Origin of the sequence: Hymenobacter sp. BRD128, from assembly GCF_013256625.1 — a bacterium.
Taxonomy (GTDB): Bacteria; Bacteroidota; Bacteroidia; order Cytophagales; family Hymenobacteraceae; genus Hymenobacter.
Map to the genome: position 1 here is coordinate 1,162,739 of NZ_CP053908.1, position 20,531 is coordinate 1,183,269.

The following is a 20,531-nucleotide window of genomic DNA, read 5'->3' on the forward strand; positions in this document are numbered from 1 at the left end:
AGGACTGCCTCATTCTATTTACTTCAGCTCGCGCAGGTCCTGCACGCGGTTCAGCTTGCCGCCCTCGCTGCGCGGTAGCTGGCCGCTGCCCAGCAGGTTCACGCGCATGGTCAAGCCAATGTTATCCTTAATTTTCTTGGCAAACTGGCCCTGAAGCTGGCGCAGGCTGTCGTGCTGCTGCACGTGCTCGGCGGTGAGCGGGGCCGTGGCTAGCCCCAGTTCGCGTAGTAAGGGCCCGGCCACTTCCACGTTCACCTCTACCTCGTCGAGGCTGCCGCGCCGGGTGGCTACTACCTGGTAGTAAGTACTCGCGTGGGCTAGCCCGCTGATAATATCCTCGACCTGCGTAGGGAAAAAATTGACCCCGCGAATGATGAGCATATCGTCGGCCCGACCCCTAATCGGGCCCATTTTCACGTGGGTGCGCTTCACCGAGTGGTCGTAGTAGATGTTGGTGATGTCGCCCGTCCAGTAGCGCAAGATGGGCATGGCCTTTTTAGTCAGCGTGCTGAAAACCAGTACGCCCAGCTCGCCCTCGGGCACGGGCTCGCCGGTGTCTTTGTCCACTACTTCGGGGTAAAAGTGGTCTTCCCAGATGTAGCTGCCAGTGCCGCGCTCGTCCACGTCTTCCTGCGAAATGCCGGGGCCGAGGATTTCGCTCAGGCCGTAGATATTGGTGGCGGCCACGCGCAGGCCGTCCTGCACCTGCGTCCGGATGGCCTCGCTCCAGGGCTCGGCCCCGAGCACGGCTAGCTGCAGGTTGATAGCCTCCGGGGCGATGCCGCGCCGCTGTATTTCCTCGGCTAAAACCTGGGCGTAGGAGGGCGTGGCGCAAATGATTTCGGGCCGAAAATCCTGGAGCAATTGCAGCTGCCGGTCGGTGCTGCCGCCCGATACCGGAATGACCGTGAGGCCCAGCCGCTCGGCGCCGTAGTGCAGGCCCAGCCCGCCCGTAAAAAGGCCGTAGCCATAGGCATTCTGCACTTTCATGCCCGGCCGGCAGCCGGCGGCTACCAGCGAGCGGGCCACTACTTCGGAAAAAATAGCGAGGTCGCCGGCCGTGTAGCCGACCACCGTGGCCTTGCCCGTGGTGCCGCTGGAGCAGTGCAGCCGCGCCACCTCCGTTTCGGGCACTGCGAAAAGGCCGAAAGGATAATTATCCCGAAAATCGGCCTTCTTGATAAAGCCCAGCTTAGTTAAGTCTTCCAGCCCGCGAAACGTGGCGGGGTTGATACCCGCCTCGGCAAACTTGCGCTGGTAGAACGGCACGCGCTCATGCAGGTAGGCCACCTGCTCCTTGAGGCGGGTATTTTGCAGGGCGCGCAGCTTAGGCAGCGGCAGCTGTTCGATATCAGGATTGAAGAGCATGGCGGGGCTGGGGTGGGAGTGGTAGCCAGATTAACGCCGCAAAACTAACAAACGTTTGTTGTTGCCCAGTGCAAAAAATACAAGCTAGCCAACCGGTAGGGTAAATAGCCTCCGGCCCGGCTAGCCTGGCGCAATACTCTATATCTTCAACAGTTCCGCTTCCTTGTGCCCGGCCAGCTGCTGCCACAGCAAAATCAGCACGGCCTGCGTGGTATACTCAATATTCGTCTGGCGGCCACGGTCGATGTTAATTTGCCGGCTCACGGTGCCGGCCGGGGTGGCGCAGGCAATGCAGATGGTGCCCACCGGCTTAAGGGGCGTGCCGCCGCCGGGGCCGGCAATGCCGCTGGTGGCCAGAGCTACATCGCAGCCCAGGCGGGCGCGGGCGCCCTCGGCCATCTCGCGCACGGTGGGCTCGCTCACGGCGCCGTGCTGGCCCAGGGTTTCCGCGTTTACGCCCAGCAGGCTTTCCTTGAGGTCGTTATCGTAGGCTACCACGCTGCCCCGGAAGTAGGCCGAACTGCCGGGCACGCTGGTAATGCGCTGGGCCACGGCGCCGCCGGTGCAGCTCTCGGCGGTGCCGAGCTGCCAGTTCTTGGCTTTTAGGAGTTGGCCAATCACCACTTCGAGCGGCGAGTCTTCCTCAGCAAAAATGTACTCGCCGATGCGCTCGCGCAGGGCGGGCAGCAGGGCTAGCATGCGGCCGCGCAGGTCGGCTTGGCCATCGGCGGTGCCGGTGAGGCGCAGGCGCACGCTGCCCAGGCTGGGCAGGTAGGCCAGTTTTACGTTGGGCGGCAGGGCATTTTCCCAGTCTTTAATTTTCTCGGCCAGAAACGACTCGCCCAGGCCGGCGGTCATCACCACCACGTGCTCGATGGGGGCTAGTTGAAACTTCTCTTGCAGCTTGGGCAGCACCTGGTCCGTCATCAGGCGCTTCATCTCGAAAGGCACGCCGGGCATGCTGATAAACACTGTGCCGCCATCCTCAATCCACATGCCGGGCGCGGTGCCCACGGCGTTGTGCAGCACCTCGGTGCCTTCGGGCACCATGGCCTGCTGGCGGTTCACGTCGAGCATCGGCCGGTTGAAACGCCGGAAAATTTCCTCCACGTGGCGCAGCGTGGGCGCATGCTCCACCAGCTCGCGGCCAAAGTAGCGGGCTAGCACGTGCTTGGTCAGGTCGTCTTTGGTGGGGCCGAGGCCGCCGGTCGTCAGGATGACTTTGGCGCGCTGGCGGGCCTGGTCGAGGGCGGCCACTATCTCATCGGCGCGGTCGCTCACGCTCGTTATCTGGCGCACGCGCAGGCCTAGCCGGCCTAGCTGCTGGCCCATGAAGGCCGAGTTGGTATCCACGACCTGCCCGTAGAGCAGCTCGTCGCCGATTGTCATAATTTCAACGTCCATCGAAAAGCAATAGAATAGTTTGGCAAGGTTTTGTAAAGACCTTTGCGGCGGGGTGCTTGCAGGACAGCTATACGAGCCGTCGGGTTTTGCGCCTCCCCTTTTTTCTTTTTTGCCCGATGAAAAATCTACTTCTGGCGCTGGCCCTGTGCAGCGCCGCCCCGGCCCTGGCCCAGACTACCAAAAAAGCCACGACTACCAGGAAAACCACCGTCGTGAAGAAAGCGCCGGTAAAAGCCGCCACGCCCGCCAAGAAAACCACCACGACTATTAAACCCACGGCGGCCGCCACCCCGGCCCCCGCGCCCGTGGCCCCACTCACCGAGGCCGAGGCTGCCAGCGGCCTGCGCGAAGCCCTCACCACCGGCATTACCAAAGCCGTGGGCTTTGCTTCCGAGCCCGATGGCTTCAACCTGAATGATGATATCCGCATTCAGTTTCCGCCCGATGCGCAGCTGGTGGCCACCACGCTCGGGGCGCTGCCGCTGGGCAAGCAGGCCGTAGAGCAGGCCACCAGCCTGATGAACCGCGCCGCCGAAGCGGCCTCGCCCGCCGCCAAGGCCATTTTTCTGAATGCCTTGCAGCAGCTCACGCTCAGCGATGCGCTCTCACTCGTGACCAGCGGCAGCAAAGACGCCGCCACCCAGCTGCTGCGCAAAAACTCGGAAGCCGCCCTCAACGCCGCCCTGCGCCCGAGCATCGTGCAGAGCCTCGACCAAGTGGGGGCCAACGCGGCCTACGCCAAGCTCATTGAGCGCTACAACAAGATTCCGCTCATGACGCCGGCCAGCACCAACCTCACCGACTACGTGACCAAGGAAACCGTCGATGGCCTGTTCATCTTGCTAGCCCAGCAGGAGGCCAAAATTCGCCAAAACCCGGCCGCGCAGTCCACCGCCTTGCTCAAGCGCGTATTCGGCGGAAAATAATTGGCCAGTTCATGCGGGCTTAACTGTCTGATAGTGAAGTTTGCCCCGGTAGCCCCGCTACCGGGGCTTTTTATTCGTGCGCATCCAGCCTTAAACCTTCGGCCGGCAGTCAGCTCAAAGGTGAATACCACACCTTAATCTGCTGCTTTCATGAAGTTTACATCTTTATTAAAGATGAGCTTGCTGCTACTGGCTGCTGGCTGCCACATAGACGAAGCGCCAGCACCGACGGTCGCCACGCCCGTGCGGCTAGCGATGGGCGCGGGCACGCTCGTACTCAACCCTTCGGGCTACGCGCCGCTTTCGGCGCGCCTCGCCTTTCAGGCGCCTATGAGCGGGCGCGTGCGCCTGGTAATTCACGGCCGCCACGGCGCAGCCTCCGACGTGGTGCAGCAGTTCAGCGATGAGGGCACTACCCACACGGTACCTATTCTGGGATTGTATGCCAACTATGCTAACTCCGTGGATGTGCAGCTGGTGAACCCCGCCGGCCAGACCCTAGCCGATACGACGCTCACCATTCAGACGGGCCCCCTGCCGGCCAATATGCCCACCGTCAGCGTGGCCGAGGGGACGCCCCCAGCGGACTGGGGGGCGACTTTTCGCTGGTCAGTAATTTCAGCGCCGTCAACCCGCACATGCCGCTCATTCTCGACAATTACGGCGAAATTCGCTGGCTGCTCGACTATTCCAGCAGTCCCGAGCTAGCGCAGCTGTTCTACGACTGCGGTATCAACCGGCTGCAAAATGGTAACTACTACTTCGGCGACAAAACGACCAGCCGCTTGTACGAGGTGGATGTGTATGGTACGATTATCAACCGCTGGGATTTGCCGGGCTACACCTTTCACCACGAAATGTATGAGAAGCCCGATGGCAATTTCCTGGTGTCGGTGAATAAAGTCGGCAGCACCCACCCCGACGGCTCGCCCACGATGGAAGACTACGTGGTGGAGGTGGACCGCCACGCCAACCAGCTCGTGCACGCGTGGGACCTCAAGCAGACCTTCAATGAAAATCGCCACGCCCTGGAAACCGACCCCAACGACTGGATTCACGTCAATGCCTTGCTCTATGACCCTAGCGACAACACCATTATCGTGTCGGGCCGCTACCAGGGCGTGGCCAAGCTCACCTACGACAACCAGGTAAAGTGGCTGCTGGCGCCGCACCGGGGCTGGGGTCCCAATAACCTGGGGCAGGACCTGCGTCAGCAGCTATTGACGCCCCTCGACGCCAGCGGCGCGGCCATTGCCGATACGGCCGTGGTGGCCGGCTCGGCCAACCACCCCGATTTTGAGTGGAGCTGGTACCAGCATTCCATCCAGCTGATGCCTAATGGCGACCTGCTGCTGTTTGATAACGGGACCAACCGCAATTTCATGCGCACAGCCACCACGCACTACAGCCGGGCCGTGGAGTATCGCATCGACCCCGTGGCCCGCACCGTGCGCCAAATCTGGACCTACGGGGCGGCCCGCGGGGCCGATACCTATTCGTCTATCGTGTCGAAGGTGCAGTACCTGCCGGCCGTCAAGCACATTATGTTTTGCCCCGGCTACGAGGTGCCCAATACCACGGGCACCGGGGGTAAAATCATCGAGCTAGACTACGCCACCAAGCAGCCGCTGCTCGAGCTGAGCTTGAGTGCGGCCAACGGCTGGGGCTTTCACCGCTCGCAGCGCATGGGGCTTTACCCCTGAGCCGGGCTAGCCAGCAGTAAAAACGCAAAAGAGCCTTGCCAGCACTGGCAAGGCTCTTTTGCTAGGAGTAAGTTTGGGTAGTCTAGTAGTCGCTGTCGTAGTCGTCGCCCCGGCCCCGGCTGCGCGAGCCGCCGCCAAAGTCGTCGTCGTCCTCATCGGCGTCGAGGTCGTCCTCATCGTCGAGGCGGCCCAGGCCGCTGCTGCCGTCGGGGTCTTCGGCCGCTTCGGCGGTCGTAAATTCTTCTTCCGTCATGGAAGCCAGGTCGAGCGCCTCGTCGTGCGAGGAGCCGGTGTCGCGCCACATCAGGTAGTCGGCGTATTTGGCCGAAAGCTGGTCTTCGCCTGTGCCGCGGGTTTTGGCGCCGCCCGTGCGGGCGAAGGTGTCCAGATTGTCGTCGTCGTCGAGGTCGTCGTCGTCCAGGTTATCGTACTGTCGCATAGCAAAGAGGGCAGTAGAGGGTAGAAAATGAGATTTTGGAGCGTAGGGCGAAGATACGGAAGGGGCCGAAATGGGTTGGGACCTTACGCCCGCCCGCCCTAAAAATAAGCGGCTAGGCCCGCAGCGCCACGCCGTGGTAGATTTCAGCCAGCGGCAGCATCAGGTCTAAATCAGGAATGGATAGCCCGGCCGCCAGCCCGGTAAAGCCTTGCACGTCAAGCCCGCCCTCCTCGGTGCGCGAGCCCAGCGACACCCGCGCCGCAAACTCCGTTATCAGCACCACGTGCTGCACCGTCGGAATAGCGTAATACGCCTCAAATACTTCCTGAAAATGCGGCGGCATGGGGTGGGGCAGCACCTTCACCAGCACCGTCGGGTTGAGCAGCGTATCGCGGTAGCCATCGGCCAGCCGCAGCACCTTGCCGCACACCAGCGCCACATCGGGATAAGTAAAAAGCCCGGCGCCCAGCGCGTGCAGGCGAGTCTCGCTGCCGAGCACCGCCCAGCCGCGGCCCGCTACCTGGCTAGCCAGCAGCAGCGCCGTATTCTCGGCAATGAGGGTATGCGCGGGCGTGGGCTCGGGCAGCGGAAAAATGTGGCCGTCGAGGTATTCGCGGCGGCCCGGGGCTAGCCGCTCGGCCGCCAGGTAGTTTTTTTCAGCGTCGCTAAGCATGGCGCAAGCTATTGAAAATCGGTAATGCGCACCTGGGCGTCGCAAAAGCCATACTCGGCCGGCACGTTGGACGATACTACTACCAGCCGGCTAGGGTCGCGCACCCGCACCACGTGCTCCAGGTACCAGGCCGCGCCCTGGGCGTCGAGGTTGGTGGTGGGCTCGTCGAGCAGCAGCAGCGGCGCGGCGGCATAAAGGGCCAGCCCCAGCTTGAGGCGCTGCTTCATGCCCGACGAAAACGTGCGCACCGCCTGGTGCCGCGCCTTGCGCAGGTACATGATGTCTACCAAATCGGTGATTGACACCCCCGGTCGCAGCGGCTTGAGCCGGGTGTGAAAGGCCAGCAGCTCCAGCAGGGTAAAGTCTTCGGGCAGCTCCAGATAAGGCGCGCAGTAAGCCAGCAGGCGCGGCACCTCCGCCACGGGCAGTGGCTGCCCGGCCAGCGAGTACGCAACCTGGCCTTCACTCGGCAATAGCTGCCCGGCCAGAATGCTGAGCAGCGTGCTTTTGCCCGCGCCGTTGGGGCCAAGGATGGCCGTGGCCGTGCCGGGCTGAAAATCGTGGCTGAGCTGCCGGAAAATCCATTGGCGGCCGTAGCGGCGACCCAGGTTTTGGGCATCGAGCCGCATTAGTCGGCGCCTTCTTCGGCCACGCTGCCGCGGCTAGGCCCTTTGATAATGCCGCGCGCGGCCGAGCGCACAAACTGCGTCACCTCGTCGCGCTCGGGCGAGGGCGGCAGCTCCACTTCGATGCGGCTCAGCGACTCGGTCATGGGCAGGCCGCTGAGGTACAGCGTGCGGTACATCTCGTGAATGCCGTTGACCTGCTCCTCGCTAAAGCCCCGGCGGCGCAGCCCCACCGAATTGACCCCGGCGTAGGTGAGCGGCTCGCGGGCGGCCTTTACGAAGGGCGGCACATCCTTGCGCACCAGCGAGCCGCCCGCGATAAAGGCGTGCGCCCCGATGTTGGTGAATTGATGAATAGCCGAGGTGCCGCCAATAATAGCCCAGTCGCCCACCTGCACGTGGCCCGCCATCTGGGTGGCATTCGAAATCACGATGTGGTCGCCCAGAATGCAGTCGTGCGCAATGTGCACGTAGGCTTGCAGCAGGCAGTGGCTGCCCACCACCGTGCGGCCCCGGTCCACGGTGCCGCGGTTCACGGTCACGCACTCGCGCAGCACGGTGTAGTCGCCGATGTGGGCGGTCGTCACTTCGCCGGCAAACTTCAAATCCTGCGGGATGCCCGACACCACCGCGCCCGGAAAAATCTGGCAGTTGGCGCCGATGCGCGCCCCGTCCATAATGGTCACGTTGGGCCCAATCCAGGTGTTTTCGCCAATCTCCACGTCGCCGTAAATAGTAGTAAACGGCTCGACGGTAACTCCCGGGGCTAGCCGGGCGGCGGGGTGGATATGGGCGAGGGGAGAAAGCATTTTTTCAATTATCAGTTATCAATGAACAATTATCACTGCCCAACTGGCAATCAGCAACGAGGTAGCACCAGCTAGCCAGCATTGCTAATTGTTCATTGCGCACTGATAATTGAAATCAGACGTTGTCTTTGCGCACAATGGCGGCGCTCATCTCGGCGTCGCACACCACTTTACCATTTACGAAGGCCTGGCCTTTCATCTTGGCAATGCCGCGCTTGATGGGCGCCGTGAGCTGGCAGTGAAAAATGACGGTGTCGCCGGGCAGCACCTTCTTGCGGAAGCGCGCATTCTCAATACCCAGGAAGTACTGCCAATAGTTCTCCGGGTCGGGCACGGTGTTCATCACCAAGATGCCGCCGGTCTGGGCCATCGCCTCAATCTGGAGCACGCCGGGCATCACCGGGTTGCCGGGGAAGTGGCCCTGAAAGAAAGGCTCGTTCATGGTGATGTTTTTGACGGCCGTCACCATCTGCGCGTCGAGGTGAATCACCTTGTCGAGCAGCAGGAAGGGGTAGCGGTGGGGCAGCACCTGCATAATGCGGTTGATGTCCATCACCGGCTCGCGGCTAGGGTCATACACCGGCACGGCGCTGGTGCGGTCCTCCAGCATCTTCTTTTTGATGCGCTTGGCGAAGGCCACATTGGCGGCGTGGCCGGGCCTGGCGGCCAGAATCTGGCCCTTCAGCGGGCGGCCCACCAGGGCGAGGTCGCCCACGAGGTCGAGCAGCTTGTGGCGGGCCGGCTCGTTTTTGTGGCGCAGGTCCACGTTGTTCAAAATGCCCTCCTTCTTCACCGATACCTTGGGCTTGCCCAGCATGGCGGCCAGCTCATCCAGCTCGTCTTCGCTCACCACGCGGTCTACCACCACGATGGCATTGCTCAAATCGCCGCCCTTGATGAGGTTCGACTTGTACAAGTGCTCCAGCTCGTGCAGAAAGCAGAAGGTGCGCGAGCTGGAAATCTCGTCGCTAAACTGCTTGATGTCGGTGAGCGTGGCGTGCTGCGAGCCCAGCACCGGCGAGTTGTAGTCGACCATCACCGTGAGGCGGTAATCGGCCAGCGGCAGGGCCGCGATTTCCACGCCCCGCGCGTTGTCGATGTAGCGGATGGTATCCGGAATCTCGTAGTAGTTGCGCAGCGCGTTCTGCTCCTCAAAGCCCACTTCGTTCAGGGCCTTAATAAACTCAAACGACGAGCCGTCCATGATGGGCGGCTCGGGGCCGCTGAGCTGAATGAGCACGTTGTCGAGCTGCAGGCCCACCAGGGCGGCCAGCGTGTGCTCCACGGTATTAATGCGGGCGCCGTTTTGCTCGATAGTGGTGCCGCGCGAGAGGTCCACCACGTTGTCAACGTCGGCATCCACGAGGGGCTGGCCGGGCAAATCGACGCGCTGAAACTTGTAGCCGTGGCCCACCGGGGCGGGGCAGAAGGTCATGGTAGCCTCGGCGCCGGTATGCAGCCCGATGCCCCGCACCGTCACGGGGGCCTTGATAGTGTGTTGTTTATCGTTCATTTTTCGAGTTGTCAGTTGTTAGTTGTCGGTTGTCAGGCGAGTGAGCGTCGAGTGAGTAGTCGGCTGAAAAACAGGTAGTTTAAGCCTATTCTAGTCCTACTGACAACGGGTAACTAACAACTGACAACTAGCAACTGACAACTAAGCCGGTGCAAAGCTAAGACTTATCCGGCGCTGGCTGGCTTTTTTCGAGTGCCACGAGGCGGCGCTCCAGCTCGGGCAGGCGTCGGTACACGGCCGTGGCCCGCTGGCTATCCTTCAGGCCAAAGGCCGGGTAGCCTTGCAGCACCTGGCCTTCTTTGGTTGATTTCTGCACGCCGCTCTGGGCCGTGATGGTGGTGCGGTTGGCGAGGGCAATGTGGCCCACAATGCCCACCTGCCCGGCCAGCACGCAGTAGTCGCCCACCTTAGCCGAGCCCGAAACACCAGTTTGGGCCGCGATAACGGTGTGCTGGCCCACTTCCACATTGTGGGCAATCTGCACGAGGTTATCGATTTTGGTGCCCTGGCGAATGAGCGTGCTGCCCATGGTGGCGCAGTCCACGGTGGCATTGGCGCCGATGCTCACGTCGTCTTCGAGCACCACGTTGCCAATCTGCGGAATGGCCTTGTACGAGCCGTCAGCCTGGGGCGCGAAGCCGAAGCCATCGGTACCCACTACCGCGCCCGCCTTGATGACGCAGCGCTGGCCAATAACGGTGTCGGCGTAAATCTTAGCCCCGGCGTGGATAATAGAATTAGCCCCGACGCGCACCCGGTCGCCGATGTAAGCGTGCGGAAAAATGAGCACGTTCTCGCCAATGACGCAATGCTCGCCCACGTAGGAAAACGCGCCCCGGTAGTGGCCCGGCCCGATGGTCGAGCTTTCGCCCAGAAAGCTGGGCTGCTCGACGCCGCGCTTGCCCATGCGCGTGGCCTGCGCATAAAACTCGAGCAGCTTAGTGAAGGCCGAGTAGGGGTCGGCCACCCGGATGAGGCTAGCGGCCACGGCTTGGCGCAGTGGCAGCTCGGGGCTGACAATCACGGCCGTAGCGCGGGTGGTGTACAAAAACTGCTCGTACTTGGCATTTGCCAGGAATGCGAGCGCGCCGGGCCCGGCTTCTTCAATCTTTGCCAGGCTCGATACGGTGGCTTCGGCGTCGCCTTCCACGGCGCCGCCCACCACCTGGGCAATCTGACCAACGGTGAACTTCATAGGCCGGCAAAAGTACGGGCCGGGCGCTTACCGGATAGCGGCCAGCGGCTGGCCAAAATAGGCGGCTAGCCGCTCGTGCAGCAGGGCCACTAGCGCCGGGTCTGCAAAGCAATAGTCATCGAGAATGCGCAGGTTCACGATGGGCTTGCCGCGCAGCGCGGGCCCAAATTTGGCGCGCAGACGGTCAGCGTGCTTTTTCTCCATCACGAGGATGACGTCGGCCCAGCCCAGGTGGCCGGCCGCCACCCGCACCCGTGCCCCCGGCTCGGTGCCCGCCGAGCGGGCCAGCAGGTGCGGATGGTCGGCAAAAAGCCCCTCGGCGGTGAGGCTGCGCCAGCGGTTCTGGCTACAAACGAACAGGAGCTGGCGGGGCGCGGCAGGTGAGTGCGCGGGCAAATTTTCGATAAGCAAAAAATAAGGGCTAGCGACTAGTTGCTGCAGGCTTAAGTGGCTGGGCAGCCACGCCCTGAGTCGTGATTTTAACGGGCAGAATGTGGCCCTGCTTGTCAAAATGCAGCTCGTCGATGCACACCACGCGGTGGTTGCCGTCGGGGTCGCCGAGCGGGTGGCGGTGGTACACGATGTACCAGCGGTCGGTGCCCGGCACGTTGAGGATGGAGTGGTGGCCGGCACCGGTGCCCACCTTCAGGTCCTGCTGCAAAATCTTGCCTTCCCGCCGAAACGGGCCAAACGGCGAGCTGCCCACGGCGTAGGCCACCGAGTAGTCGGGGCCGGTCCAGCCGCCCTCGCTCCACATGAAGTAGTACTTGCCCTGGCGCCGGAACATCAGCGGCCCTTCAACATACTTCTCGGGGGTAATTGACTTGAACGTGGTGCCATCCGGGAAGGGCACGAAGCCGGTAAAATCGTCCTTGAGCTGGGCGATGTTGCAGTGCTGCCAGCCGCCGTAAAGGAGGTAATACTTGCCATCGCCGTCCCTGAATACGAACTGGTCGATGGGCTGGGCGCCGTTTTCGATGGTGCCCACCAGCGGGTGCCCCAGCAGGTCTTTGAAGGGCCCGGCCGGCTGGTCAGCCACCGCCACGCCGATGCCGCCCGGCGGCTCGTTGGGCTTCTCGGGGTGATAGTCATTAGCCCCGAAAAAGAGGTAGTACTTGCCACCCTTGGCCACGATGGCGGGCGCCCACAGGGCGCGGTGTGCCCACTTCACGGCCGCCGTGTCGATGATGCGCGGGTGCTTGGTCCAGTGCACCAGGTCGGGCGAGGAGAAGGCGTCGAGGTACACCTGCTCGTTAAACGGCGCCGAGTAGGTGGGGTAAATCCAGTACTGCGAGCCGAAAATGGCCGCCTCCGGGTCGGCGTACCAGCCAGGAAAGACGGGGTTGCCGGCACGGGCGGCGGGCTGGGCGGGCCGCTGGGCCAGGGCCGCCTGGCAGGCTAGGCCACCGGCCAGCGAAAGCAGCGCTTTTTTCAAAGACATAAGCAAGGGCTGGGCTAGCGGAGGGCTACACGAAGGTCATCGGCGGCGTAACCGCCGCGGCCGGCCGGCGGCTGCCGCGCAGGCCATACCACACGATGTAGGCGTAGCAGAGCATGGGCAGCAGCAGGGCAGCGCGCAGCCCGCTGTGGTCGGCCACTACCCCAAACAGCAGTGGCACTAGTGCGCCGCCCACCACGGCGGTGCACAGCAGGCCCGAGCCTTCTTCGGTGTGGCGGCCCAGCCCGGCCAGGGCCAGCGGAAAAATGACGGGCCACATAATCGAGTTCATCAGGCCCACCGCCAGCAGGGCCCACATGGCGATAGCACCCGTGGTATTAATCGAAATAAGCACCAGCGCCACGGCGCAAACGGCATTAAAAGCCAGGAGCTTGGCCGGTGAGAATTTATTGAGCAGATACGCTCCGGCAAAGCGGCCTACCATAGCGGCGCCCCAGTACAGTGCCACCCGGTCACCGGCCGACTTGGGGTCGAGGCCCATGACATCGGGCAGAGCCAGGTAGCTAACGAGGTGAGAGCCAATAGACACCTCGGCTCCTACGTAGGCAAAAATGCCGACCACGCCAAACACCAGGTTGCGGTAGTGCCAGGCGCGGGTCGAGTCGGCATCTACGGTGGTGCCGGCGGCTTCGGTGGGCGGCACAATCTGGGGTAGGTTTACCCGGCTCAGGAGCAGGCTGATGAGCAGCAGCGCGGTGCCGATAATGAGGTAAGGCATCTGCACCGCCGTCACGTCGATGCTGGCGGCGCTGGCCGCCGTGTTGAGCTTGGGCAGGCGGCTCAGAATGAGCGCACTACCCAATAGCGGCGCCAGGAAAGTACCGAGCGAGTTAAAGGCCTGCGTGAGCGTGAGGCGCGCCGAGGCCGACCGCGCCGGCCCCAGAATGGCTACGTACGGATTGGCCGCCACCTGCAAAATGGTGATGCCCGAGGCCAGCACGAACAGCGCCCCCAAAAACAGCCCGTACACGCGCTGCGCCGCCGCCGGATAAAACAGAAAAGCCCCCACCGCCGCCACCGCGAAGCCCAGCAGCATGCCGCGCTTGTAGCCCACCCGCGCCACCAGCTTGCCCGCCGGAATGCTCATCAGAAAATAAGCCCCGAAAAAGCACAGATTGATGAAGTTGGCCTGTGCAAAAGACAGCTGAAAAATGGCCTTGAGGTAAGGAATCAGGATATCGTTGAGGCAGGTGATGAAGCCCCACAGAAAGAAGAGCGTCGTGACGGCGCTCAGGGCCGAGGTGTAGCGCGGGGCCGGGCCAGCCGACAAAGCCGGGCCGGTAGCGGCGGCCGGCGAAGAGATGATAGGAGCAGCCATAGGGCGGGAAAAGGAGAAATTGAGCCCCGAAGATATTGGCCGTAGCCGTAGGCGCGACGCTTGGGGGTTGAAAAAAACGTTTTAGCGGCGATATTCGCCAAAAAATGCCGCCGCGTACTATGCGTCCGGCAGCCCGACCTTCGCGCCGACAATTACCCTACCCACCCAGCTATGTTTCGTAAAAGCGTAATTCTTGCCGCTAGCCTCCTGCTGGTCGCGTCGCGTGCCCACGCCGCCGTGCGCCTGCCGGCGCTGGTGGGCTCGCACATGGTGTTGCAGCGGGCGCGGCCGGTACCCGTGTGGGGCTGGGCCGCGCCGGGCGAAAAAGTCAGCGTCACGTTTCGGGGCAAAACCTATCCGGCTAGCTTGCCCGACGGCAGCGGCCGCTGGCAGGCCACGCTGCCCGCCTCGCCCGCCGGCGGGCCGTATACTGTGACGGTAAAAGGGCAGAATACAATAACGTTGACGGATGTGCTAGTGGGCGACGTGTGGCTGGCTTCGGGCCAGTCGAACATGCAAATGCCGGTGAAGGACCACCCCGGCGGCTACCAGCCGGTGCAGCACGCCGACCAGGAAATCGCCGCCGCCAACTGGCCCAATATTCGTTTTTTTACCGTTGCTCAAACCGTGGCCTACCACCCGCAGGCCGAGGTGGCGGGCAGCGGCTGGCAGGTGTGCAGCCCCGCCACGGTGGCGCAGCTCTCGGCCGTGGCCTATTTCTTCGGCCGCGATTTGTACAAAAAATACCCGGTGCCGCTGGGCCTGCTCGTGAGCAGCTGGGGCGGCACGCCCGCCGAAAGCTGGGTGAGCGCCGAGGGGCTAGCCACCTTCCCCGAGTTTGGGGCGCAAATAGCCGGCTTCGCCAACAAAACCACCAGCCTCGCCGACGACCAGCGCGCCTACGAAACCCGGCAGCGCGAGCTGCTGCGCAACATCCGGCAGTACGACAAAGGCTACCTGCCAGGTGGCCAGACCTGGGCCGCGCCCACCTTCGACGCCCGTGCCTGGCCCACCCTGCCGGTGCCCGGCGCGTGGGAAAGTTCGCCGGGGCTAGCCACCTACGACGGCGTGGTGTGGTTTCGGAAGGAAATCGACCTGCCCGCTAGCCTGGCCGGCCAGCCGCTCACGCTAGCGCTGGGCAAGATTGACGACGCCGACAGCACCTACGTAAACGGCGTGCGCGTGGGCTACGCCAGCGGCTACGACCGCCCGCGCAGCTACCCGGTGCCCGCCGGGCTGCTGCGGCCGGGCCGCAACGTCATTGCCGTGCGCGTGGTCGATACCGGCGGCGGGGGCGGTATTACCGGCGAGCCAGCCGAGCTGGCCCTGCGCGGGCTAGCCAAACGCTGCCGCTGGCCGGCCCCTGGCAGTATCAGGTGGGCCTGCTGCCGCAAGACCAGCCTGCGGCGCCGGCGCCCGGTGGGGCCGAGCACGCGCCCACCACGCTGTATAATGGCATGATTGCCCCGCTGCAACCCTATGCCCTCAAAGGAGTTATCTGGTACCAGGGGGAGAGCAACGCCGACCGCGCCGAGCAGTACCGCACGCTGTTTCCGGCCCTCATTGCCGACTGGCGGCGCCACTTCGGCCAGCCCGAGCTGCCTTTTCTATTCGTGCAATTGGCCAGCTACATGGCCGCCCGGCCCGAGCCTGGCGAATCGGCCTGGGCCGAGCTGCGCGAGGCGCAGGCCCTGGCCTTGCAGGTGCCGCACACGGGGCTGGCCACCGCCATCGACATCGGCGAGGCTGCCGACATTCACCCCCACAACAAGCAAGAGGTGGGCCGCCGCCTGGCCCTGGCCGCCGAGCACATAGCCTATGGCGCTAGCAAGCTGGTATACAGCGGCCCCGTTTATGCCGGTATGAGCCCGGCTGGGGCAGCCATTAAACTGAAATTCACCCAGCTAGGGTCCGGCCTGGCGGTGCGGGGCGACGGCGCTTTGCAGGGCTTTGCCGTGGCGGGTGCCGACCATAAATTTCACTGGGCTACCGCTAAGCTAGTGGGCAACGAGGTAGAGGTGCAAAACCCCGCCGTGCCCCAGCCCGTGGCCGTGCGCTACGACTGGGCCGACAACCCCAGTGGCAACCTCACCAACCGCGAAGGCCTGCCGGCCTTGCCTTTCCGCACCGATAGCTGGCCGGGTAGTACGGCTGGTCGCAAATAACGTATTATGTTGAATAGAAGAATATTAAAAACATGCAGGCTGCTTGCTCTCGTGCTGGCTAGCTTACTCGGGCCAGCGGCGAGCTACGCGGCGCCCGCGCCCCGGTTCTTTGCCGCCGACAACCCGAACATTCAGTATACCGGCCGCGTCGATTTTAGCGAAGTCAAAAAGCCGCGCTTCTGGGCGCCGGGCGTCTACCTCACGGTGCGGTTTAAGGGGCCGTCGTGCACGGTGCAGCTCACTGATGAGCTGCTGAATGGCAAGAGCCAGAACTACGTGCAGCTCGTGGTTGATGGCCGGCAGTCGCGCCGCAAGCTCACCGGCCCCACCAACACCCTGGTAGTGGCCGAAAACCTGCCCAACACCGCCCACACGCTCGTCATCTGCAAAGACACGGAAGCCGGACAGGGCTACGTCGAGTTCACGGGCCTGACCTGCGCCCGGCTGCTGCCGCCCCCGCCCGGCCCGCGCGCAAAATCGAGTTTATCGGCAATTCCATTACCTGCGGCTACGGCGCCGATATGGCCGAAATTGGCTGTGGCAAAGGCGAGTGGTACGACCAGCACAATGCCTACCAGGCCTACGGCCCGCGCACCGCCCGCGCCCTGGGCGCCGAGTGGCAGCTCACCGCCGAGTCGGGCATTGGGCTGGTACACAGTTGCTGCAACAAGCCTAATCTGATGCCCCAGGAATTTGGTACCACAGACCTGCGCGTGGGCGGCCGGCCCTGGGACGTGCGCCGCTACCAGCCCGACCTGGTCACTATTTGCCTAGGCCAGAATGATGGTGTGCAGGACTCGGTGCAGTTTTGCGGGGCCTACCTGGCGTTTCTCAAAACGCTGCGCGCCGACTACCCGCGCGCCCGCCTGGTGTGCCTCACCAGCCCCATGGCCGATGCCCGCCTCACGGCCGTGCTGCGGCGCTACCTCACGGGCGTAGTGGCGGCCGCCCGAGCCGGCGGCGAGCCGAATATCGACGCCTTTTTCTTTGCCCGCAGCTATACCAGCGGCTGCGGCGCCCACCCCAGCCTAGCCGAGCAGGAGCTGATTGGTAATGAGCTGACAGCCTACCTAAAGCAGACACTGCACTGGTAAATGCCTGCCCGCTCACGTCTGACAGATGATTTTATTTGCCTCCTATGCCTAAACTCTTCGCCGCCCTGCTGGGCCTGAGCGCGCTCGCCGCCACCTATTCGGCCCCGGCCCAAAGTCGCTCCGTGCCCAGCCCCGCCGACTTGGTCAACCCCTTGATGGGCACCGACTCGAAGCCCGAATTTTCCAACGGCAACACGTATCCGGCCATTACGCGGCCCTGGGGGATGAACTGCTGGCTGCCCCAAACGGGCAAAATGGGCAACGGCTGGGCCTACCAGTACGGGGCCGACAAAATCCGGGGCTTCAAGCAAACGCACCAGCCCTCGCCCTGGATGAACGACTACGGCCAGTTTGCCCTCATGCCCGGCACCGGCAAAATCAAGGTGGAGGAGGACGCCCGCGCCAGCTGGTTTTCGCACAAGGCCGAAATCGCCCGGCCCTACTATTACAGCGTGTATTTGGCTGATTATGACCTCACCACCGAGATAACGCCCACCGAGCGGGCGGCGCGCTTCCGCTTCACATTCCCGCGCACCGACAGCGCCTATGTGGTAATTGATGCCTTTGACAAGGGGTCGATGGTGAAAGTGCTGGCTGGCCAGCACCGCATCATCGGCTACACCACCCGCAACAGCCGGGGCGTGCCGGCTAATTTCAAAAACTACTTCATCATCGAGTTTGACCGCGACTTCGTGGCTAGCCAGGTGTTCAATGGCAAAGCCCTGGCCAGCGGCGCCACCGAGCTCACGGCCGACCACGCCCTGGCCGCCGTGAGCTTTCGCACCCGCAAGGGCGAGCAGGTGCAGGCGCGGGTAGCCTCGTCGTTTATCAGCGCCGAGCAGGCCGAGCGCAATCTGCAAGAGCTTGGCAACGATGATTTTGATACCATAAAAGAGAAGGGCAAAGCTGCCTGGAACCAGGTGCTGGGCCGCATTGCCGTGGAAGGGGCACCGACGAGCAGCAGCGCACCTTCTACTCGTGCCTGTACCGGGCGCTGCAGTTTCCGCGCAAGTTTTATGAGCTCGACGCGGCCGGGCAGCCGGTGCACTACAGCCCCTTCAACGGCGAGGTGCGGCCCGGCTACCTCTACACCGATACGGGGGTGTGGGACACGTTTCGGGCGCTCTTTCCGCTGCTCAACCTCGTGTACCCCGAGGAAAATGCCCAGATGCAGGCCGGCCTCGCCAACGACTACCGCGAGGGCGGCTGGCTGCCCGAGTGGGCTAGCCCCGGCTATCGCAACGTGATGGTGGGCAACAACTCGGCCTCGGTAGTGGCCGATGCCTACCTCAAGTGCGTGCGCCCCGCCGCTGCCGCCGACGCCAATACGCTCTACGAGGCGCTCATTAAAGATGCTAATCAAGCCGGGCCGCTCACGGCCGTGGGCCGCGCCGGCGTGGAGTATTACAATAAGCTGGGCTACGTGCCCTACGATGTCAAAATCAACGAGAATGCGGCGCGCACCCTCGAATACGCCTACGATGACTTTGCTATTGCGCAGCTAGCCAAGGCCTTGCACAAGCCGCAGAAGGAGATAGACCTCTACACGAAGCGCAGCCAGAACTACCGTAAGCTTTTCGATAAGCAAACCGGCCTGATGCGCGGCCGCAACCAGAATGGCACGTTTGAGACACCTTTTAATCCGTTCAAGTGGGGCGATGCCTTCACCGAAGGCAATGCCTGGCACTATACGTGGTCGGTGTTTCACGACGTGCAGGGGCTGATGAACCTGATGGGCGGGCGCCGGAAATTCGTGGCCACGCTGGATTCGGTGTTCACGCTGCCGCCCACGTTCGACGACAGCTACTACGGCGAGGTAATCCACGAAATCCGGGAGATGCAGGTAGCCAACATGGGCCAGTATGCCCACGGCAACCAGCCGGCCCAGCACGTCATCTATCTCTACAACTACGCCGCCGAGCCCTGGAAGGCGCAGTACTGGACCCTTGAGGTGCTCAACCGCCTCTACCACCCCACGCCCGACGGCTACTGCGGCGACGAGGACAACGGCCAGACCTCGGCCTGGTACGTGTTTTCGGCGCTGGGCTTCTACCCCGTGTGCCCCGCCACCGACCAGTACGTGCTGGGGGCCCCGCTCTTCCCCAAGGCCACGCTGCACCTGCCCGGCGGCCACGACGTGGTACTGAATGCGCCCGCCAACAGCGCCGAAAACCGCTACATCAACCACCTGACCGTCAATGGCCAGGAATACGCTCGTAACTGGCTCAGCCACACCGAGCTGGTGAAAGGTGCCACCCTGAACTTTGAGATGGCGCCGCAGCCTAATAAGGCGCGCGGCACTCAGCCGGCCGACGCGCCGTTTTCGATGTCGAAGGCGAAGTAGCCGGGGCTTTTGGCGTTCCCGCAGAGCTATGCGACCTCCGTCACCCGCACTTTCACGCCTTTTACTTTGGCGCCGTTGAGCTTTTCGAGCAGCTCGGGCGCCTGCTTGCGCGGCACGGCCACGTAGGAGTAAAAATCGAACACCTCGATGCGGCCCACGGTGTGGCGTTCGAGGCCGCCCACGTTGACGAAGGCGCCGACCAGGTCGTGGGCGCTCACTTTGTGTTTTTTACCGGCCGTGACGTGCAGCGTGATAGTTTCGGGGCGGGGCAGCTTATTGGCCGCATTGGCGGGCGGGAGAGGTGCCGGCTTGAGGCGCGCCCACTGCGCGCTCTGGGCGCTGGGCCAGGCCTGCACGCGGGCCTGCTCGGGCGGGGTGGCTAGCAGGTGGGCCGTGCCGGCAACCCCGGCGCGGGCCGTGCGGCCGGCCCGGTGCTGGAAGGTTTCGGCATCGTGCGGCAGGTCGTACTGGATAACCGTATCGAGGGCGGGCACGTCGATGCCGCGGGCAGCTACGTCGGTGGCTACGAGGGCCTGGGCCGAGTTATTGCGCAGCTTCATCAGGGCTTTGTCGCGCTCGGGCTGGGGCAGCTTGCCGTGCAGCACCTCGGCGGCCACGCCCCGGCCCCGCAGGAACTGGGCTAGCTCCTCCACCTTGTCGCGGGTGTTGGCGAAAATGAGCGTCTGGCCGGTTTCGGGCAGTTGCAGCAGGTGATAGAGGGCGGCCGGCTTCTCCTCCACGGCATTGAGCACGTGGCCGCGCAGCATGAGGGAGGCGGGCAAGGCATCGCCGGTTATTTCGCCATTGAGGCCGCCGGCCGCCGTGAGCATGCGGGGGCGGGTGAGGTAGTCGCGCACCAGGCCCATCACCTTGTCGGGCATAGTAGCCGAGAACAGCAGCGTCTGGCGGCGGCGCGGCAGGCGGCTGATGATGGTCGCCATCTCCTCCTGAAACTTCAAATCAAGCAGCTTGTCGGCCTCGTCCAACACCAATACTTTCAATTGGTTAGGAATGATATTGCGCTTTTCGAGGTGGTCGAGCAGGCGGCCGGGCGTGGCCACAAGTACGTGCGGCGTTTGCTGCAAGGTCTGCACCTCATCGCGCATGGCGTGGCCGCCGTAGAGGGCGGCCACGCGCAGGCCAGGGGCGGGCAGGTACTTGCCCAGGCTCTTGAGCGCGTCGCGCACTTGCAGCGCCAGCTCGCGGGCGGGCACCAGCACAATGGCCTGCACGGCCTTGGCGCTCGGGTCAACCTGAGATAAGATGGCTAGCCCGTAGGCCGCCGTTTTGCCCGAGCCGGTGGGGGCCTGGCCAGCCACGTCCTGCAAGTCGAGGGCGGGCTGGAGCACCAGCGCCTGCACGGGCGTGGGCTGGGTGAAATTCAGCTCGGCCAGCCCTTGCAGGAGTTCGGGCGAGAGGTTGAAATCGGAAAACGAGGCCGGAGCGGCAGAGTCAGCTTGCATCCGGCAAAGGTACGGCTTTCGGAAACGAGGAA

The 20,531-nt window shown here is 63.5% G+C and carries 18 protein-coding genes and 2 pseudogenes; 8 read left to right on the forward strand and 12 right to left on the reverse strand.

The genetic code is table 11. The features are described from left to right. Positions 1 to 18: 18 nt before the first annotated feature. Entirely contained in the window at positions 19 to 1,368 is a 1,350-nt protein-coding gene (locus tag GKZ68_RS05250) for a phenylacetate--CoA ligase family protein (protein WP_173111562.1), read from the reverse strand. Positions 1,369 to 1,506: 138 nt separating this feature from the next. Then, a complete protein-coding gene (locus GKZ68_RS05255) occupies positions 1,507 to 2,772 on the reverse strand; it encodes a competence/damage-inducible protein A (RefSeq protein WP_173111566.1) in 1,266 nt (421 codons plus the stop codon). Between the two features lie 116 nt (positions 2,773 to 2,888). Between GKZ68_RS05255 and GKZ68_RS05260 the strand changes: the two genes are divergently transcribed. The 3 genes from GKZ68_RS05260 (at position 2,889) to GKZ68_RS05270 (ending at position 5,401) form a co-directional block, all read left to right on the forward strand. Next, positions 2,889 to 3,698, forward strand: coding sequence for a DUF4197 domain-containing protein (locus GKZ68_RS05260; RefSeq protein ID WP_173111568.1), 810 nt, complete (start codon positions 2,889 to 2,891; stop codon positions 3,696 to 3,698). 174 nt (positions 3,699 to 3,872) lie between these two features. Continuing rightward, the gene (locus GKZ68_RS05265; RefSeq protein ID WP_173111570.1) at positions 3,873 to 4,406 is read left to right on the forward strand and encodes an aryl-sulfate sulfotransferase N-terminal domain-containing protein; all 534 of its coding nucleotides are present in this window, start codon (positions 3,873 to 3,875) and stop codon (positions 4,404 to 4,406) included. Further along, entirely contained in the window at positions 4,337 to 5,401 is a 1,065-nt protein-coding gene (locus GKZ68_RS05270; RefSeq protein WP_173111573.1) for an aryl-sulfate sulfotransferase, read from the forward strand. Before GKZ68_RS05265 ends, GKZ68_RS05270 begins: the two co-directional genes overlap by 70 nt. Before the next feature lie 82 nt (positions 5,402 to 5,483). Here the strand turns inward: GKZ68_RS05270 and GKZ68_RS05275 are convergent, their stop codons facing one another. The 9 genes from GKZ68_RS05275 to GKZ68_RS05315 form a co-directional block, all read right to left on the reverse strand. Continuing rightward, positions 5,484 to 5,840, reverse strand: coding sequence for a hypothetical protein (locus GKZ68_RS05275; RefSeq protein ID WP_173111576.1), 357 nt, complete (start codon positions 5,838 to 5,840; stop codon positions 5,484 to 5,486). Positions 5,841 to 5,952: 112 nt separating this feature from the next. After that, a complete protein-coding gene (locus tag GKZ68_RS05280) occupies positions 5,953 to 6,513 on the reverse strand; it encodes a Uma2 family endonuclease (RefSeq protein ID WP_173111578.1) in 561 nt (186 codons plus the stop codon). 8 nt (positions 6,514 to 6,521) lie between these two features. Then, the gene (locus GKZ68_RS05285; RefSeq protein WP_173111581.1) at positions 6,522 to 7,142 is read right to left on the reverse strand and encodes an ATP-binding cassette domain-containing protein; all 621 of its coding nucleotides are present in this window, start codon (positions 7,140 to 7,142) and stop codon (positions 6,522 to 6,524) included. After that, complete coding sequence (lpxA, locus tag GKZ68_RS05290; protein ID WP_173111584.1) at positions 7,142 to 7,948, reverse strand: acyl-ACP--UDP-N-acetylglucosamine O-acyltransferase; 807 nt, start codon at positions 7,946 to 7,948, stop codon at positions 7,142 to 7,144. Before lpxA ends, GKZ68_RS05285 begins: the two co-directional genes overlap by 1 nt. Positions 7,949 to 8,063: 115 nt before the next feature. After that, positions 8,064 to 9,461, reverse strand: a complete 1,398-nt coding sequence (locus GKZ68_RS05295; protein WP_173111587.1) for a bifunctional UDP-3-O-[3-hydroxymyristoyl] N-acetylglucosamine deacetylase/3-hydroxyacyl-ACP dehydratase — start codon at positions 9,459 to 9,461, stop codon at positions 8,064 to 8,066. A gap of 157 nt (positions 9,462 to 9,618) precedes the next feature. After that, a complete protein-coding gene (lpxD, locus tag GKZ68_RS05300) occupies positions 9,619 to 10,656 on the reverse strand; it encodes a UDP-3-O-(3-hydroxymyristoyl)glucosamine N-acyltransferase (protein WP_173111590.1) in 1,038 nt (345 codons plus the stop codon). 27 nt (positions 10,657 to 10,683) lie between these two features. After that, a complete protein-coding gene (locus GKZ68_RS05305; protein ID WP_254244173.1) occupies positions 10,684 to 11,067 on the reverse strand; it encodes a low molecular weight protein tyrosine phosphatase family protein in 384 nt (127 codons plus the stop codon). A 10-nt stretch (positions 11,068 to 11,077) separates the two neighbouring features. Then, positions 11,078 to 12,097 (reverse strand): glycoside hydrolase family 43 protein, encoded by a 1,020-nt coding sequence (locus tag GKZ68_RS05310; RefSeq protein ID WP_173111593.1) that lies wholly within the window; start codon positions 12,095 to 12,097, stop codon positions 11,078 to 11,080. Between the two features lie 25 nt (positions 12,098 to 12,122). Beyond that, complete coding sequence (locus tag GKZ68_RS05315) at positions 12,123 to 13,433, reverse strand: sugar MFS transporter (RefSeq protein ID WP_173111596.1); 1,311 nt, start codon at positions 13,431 to 13,433, stop codon at positions 12,123 to 12,125. Positions 13,434 to 13,604: 171 nt separating this feature from the next. On the opposite strand from GKZ68_RS05315, the gene GKZ68_RS05320 reads away from it, so the two are divergent. From GKZ68_RS05320 to GKZ68_RS05340, 5 genes and pseudogenes are all read left to right on the forward strand, one after another. Continuing rightward, positions 13,605 to 14,894: a beta galactosidase jelly roll domain-containing protein gene (locus GKZ68_RS05320; protein WP_173111599.1), complete on the forward strand. Its 1,290-nt coding sequence runs from the start codon at positions 13,605 to 13,607 to the stop codon at positions 14,892 to 14,894. Further along, positions 14,810 to 15,598 carry a sialate O-acetylesterase gene (locus GKZ68_RS05325; protein WP_217275313.1) on the forward strand — a complete coding sequence of 263 codons (789 nt, stop codon included), beginning with the start codon at positions 14,810 to 14,812 and terminating at the stop codon, positions 15,596 to 15,598. Before GKZ68_RS05320 ends, GKZ68_RS05325 begins: the two co-directional genes overlap by 85 nt. Before the next feature lie 6 nt (positions 15,599 to 15,604). Continuing rightward, a pseudogene (locus GKZ68_RS21915) lies at positions 15,605 to 16,045 on the forward strand (hypothetical protein); the annotation flags it as partial. A 74-nt stretch (positions 16,046 to 16,119) separates the two neighbouring features. Then, entirely contained in the window at positions 16,120 to 16,692 is a 573-nt protein-coding gene (locus tag GKZ68_RS05335; protein WP_254244174.1) for a GDSL-type esterase/lipase family protein, read from the forward strand. A gap of 155 nt (positions 16,693 to 16,847) precedes the next feature. Continuing rightward, positions 16,848 to 19,036: pseudogene (locus GKZ68_RS05340) on the forward strand (GH92 family glycosyl hydrolase). Between the two features lie 26 nt (positions 19,037 to 19,062). Here GKZ68_RS05340 and GKZ68_RS05345 read toward each other — a convergent pair. Next, a complete protein-coding gene (locus GKZ68_RS05345; protein ID WP_173111608.1) occupies positions 19,063 to 20,499 on the reverse strand; it encodes a DEAD/DEAH box helicase in 1,437 nt (478 codons plus the stop codon). Positions 20,500 to 20,531 lie beyond the last annotated feature (32 nt).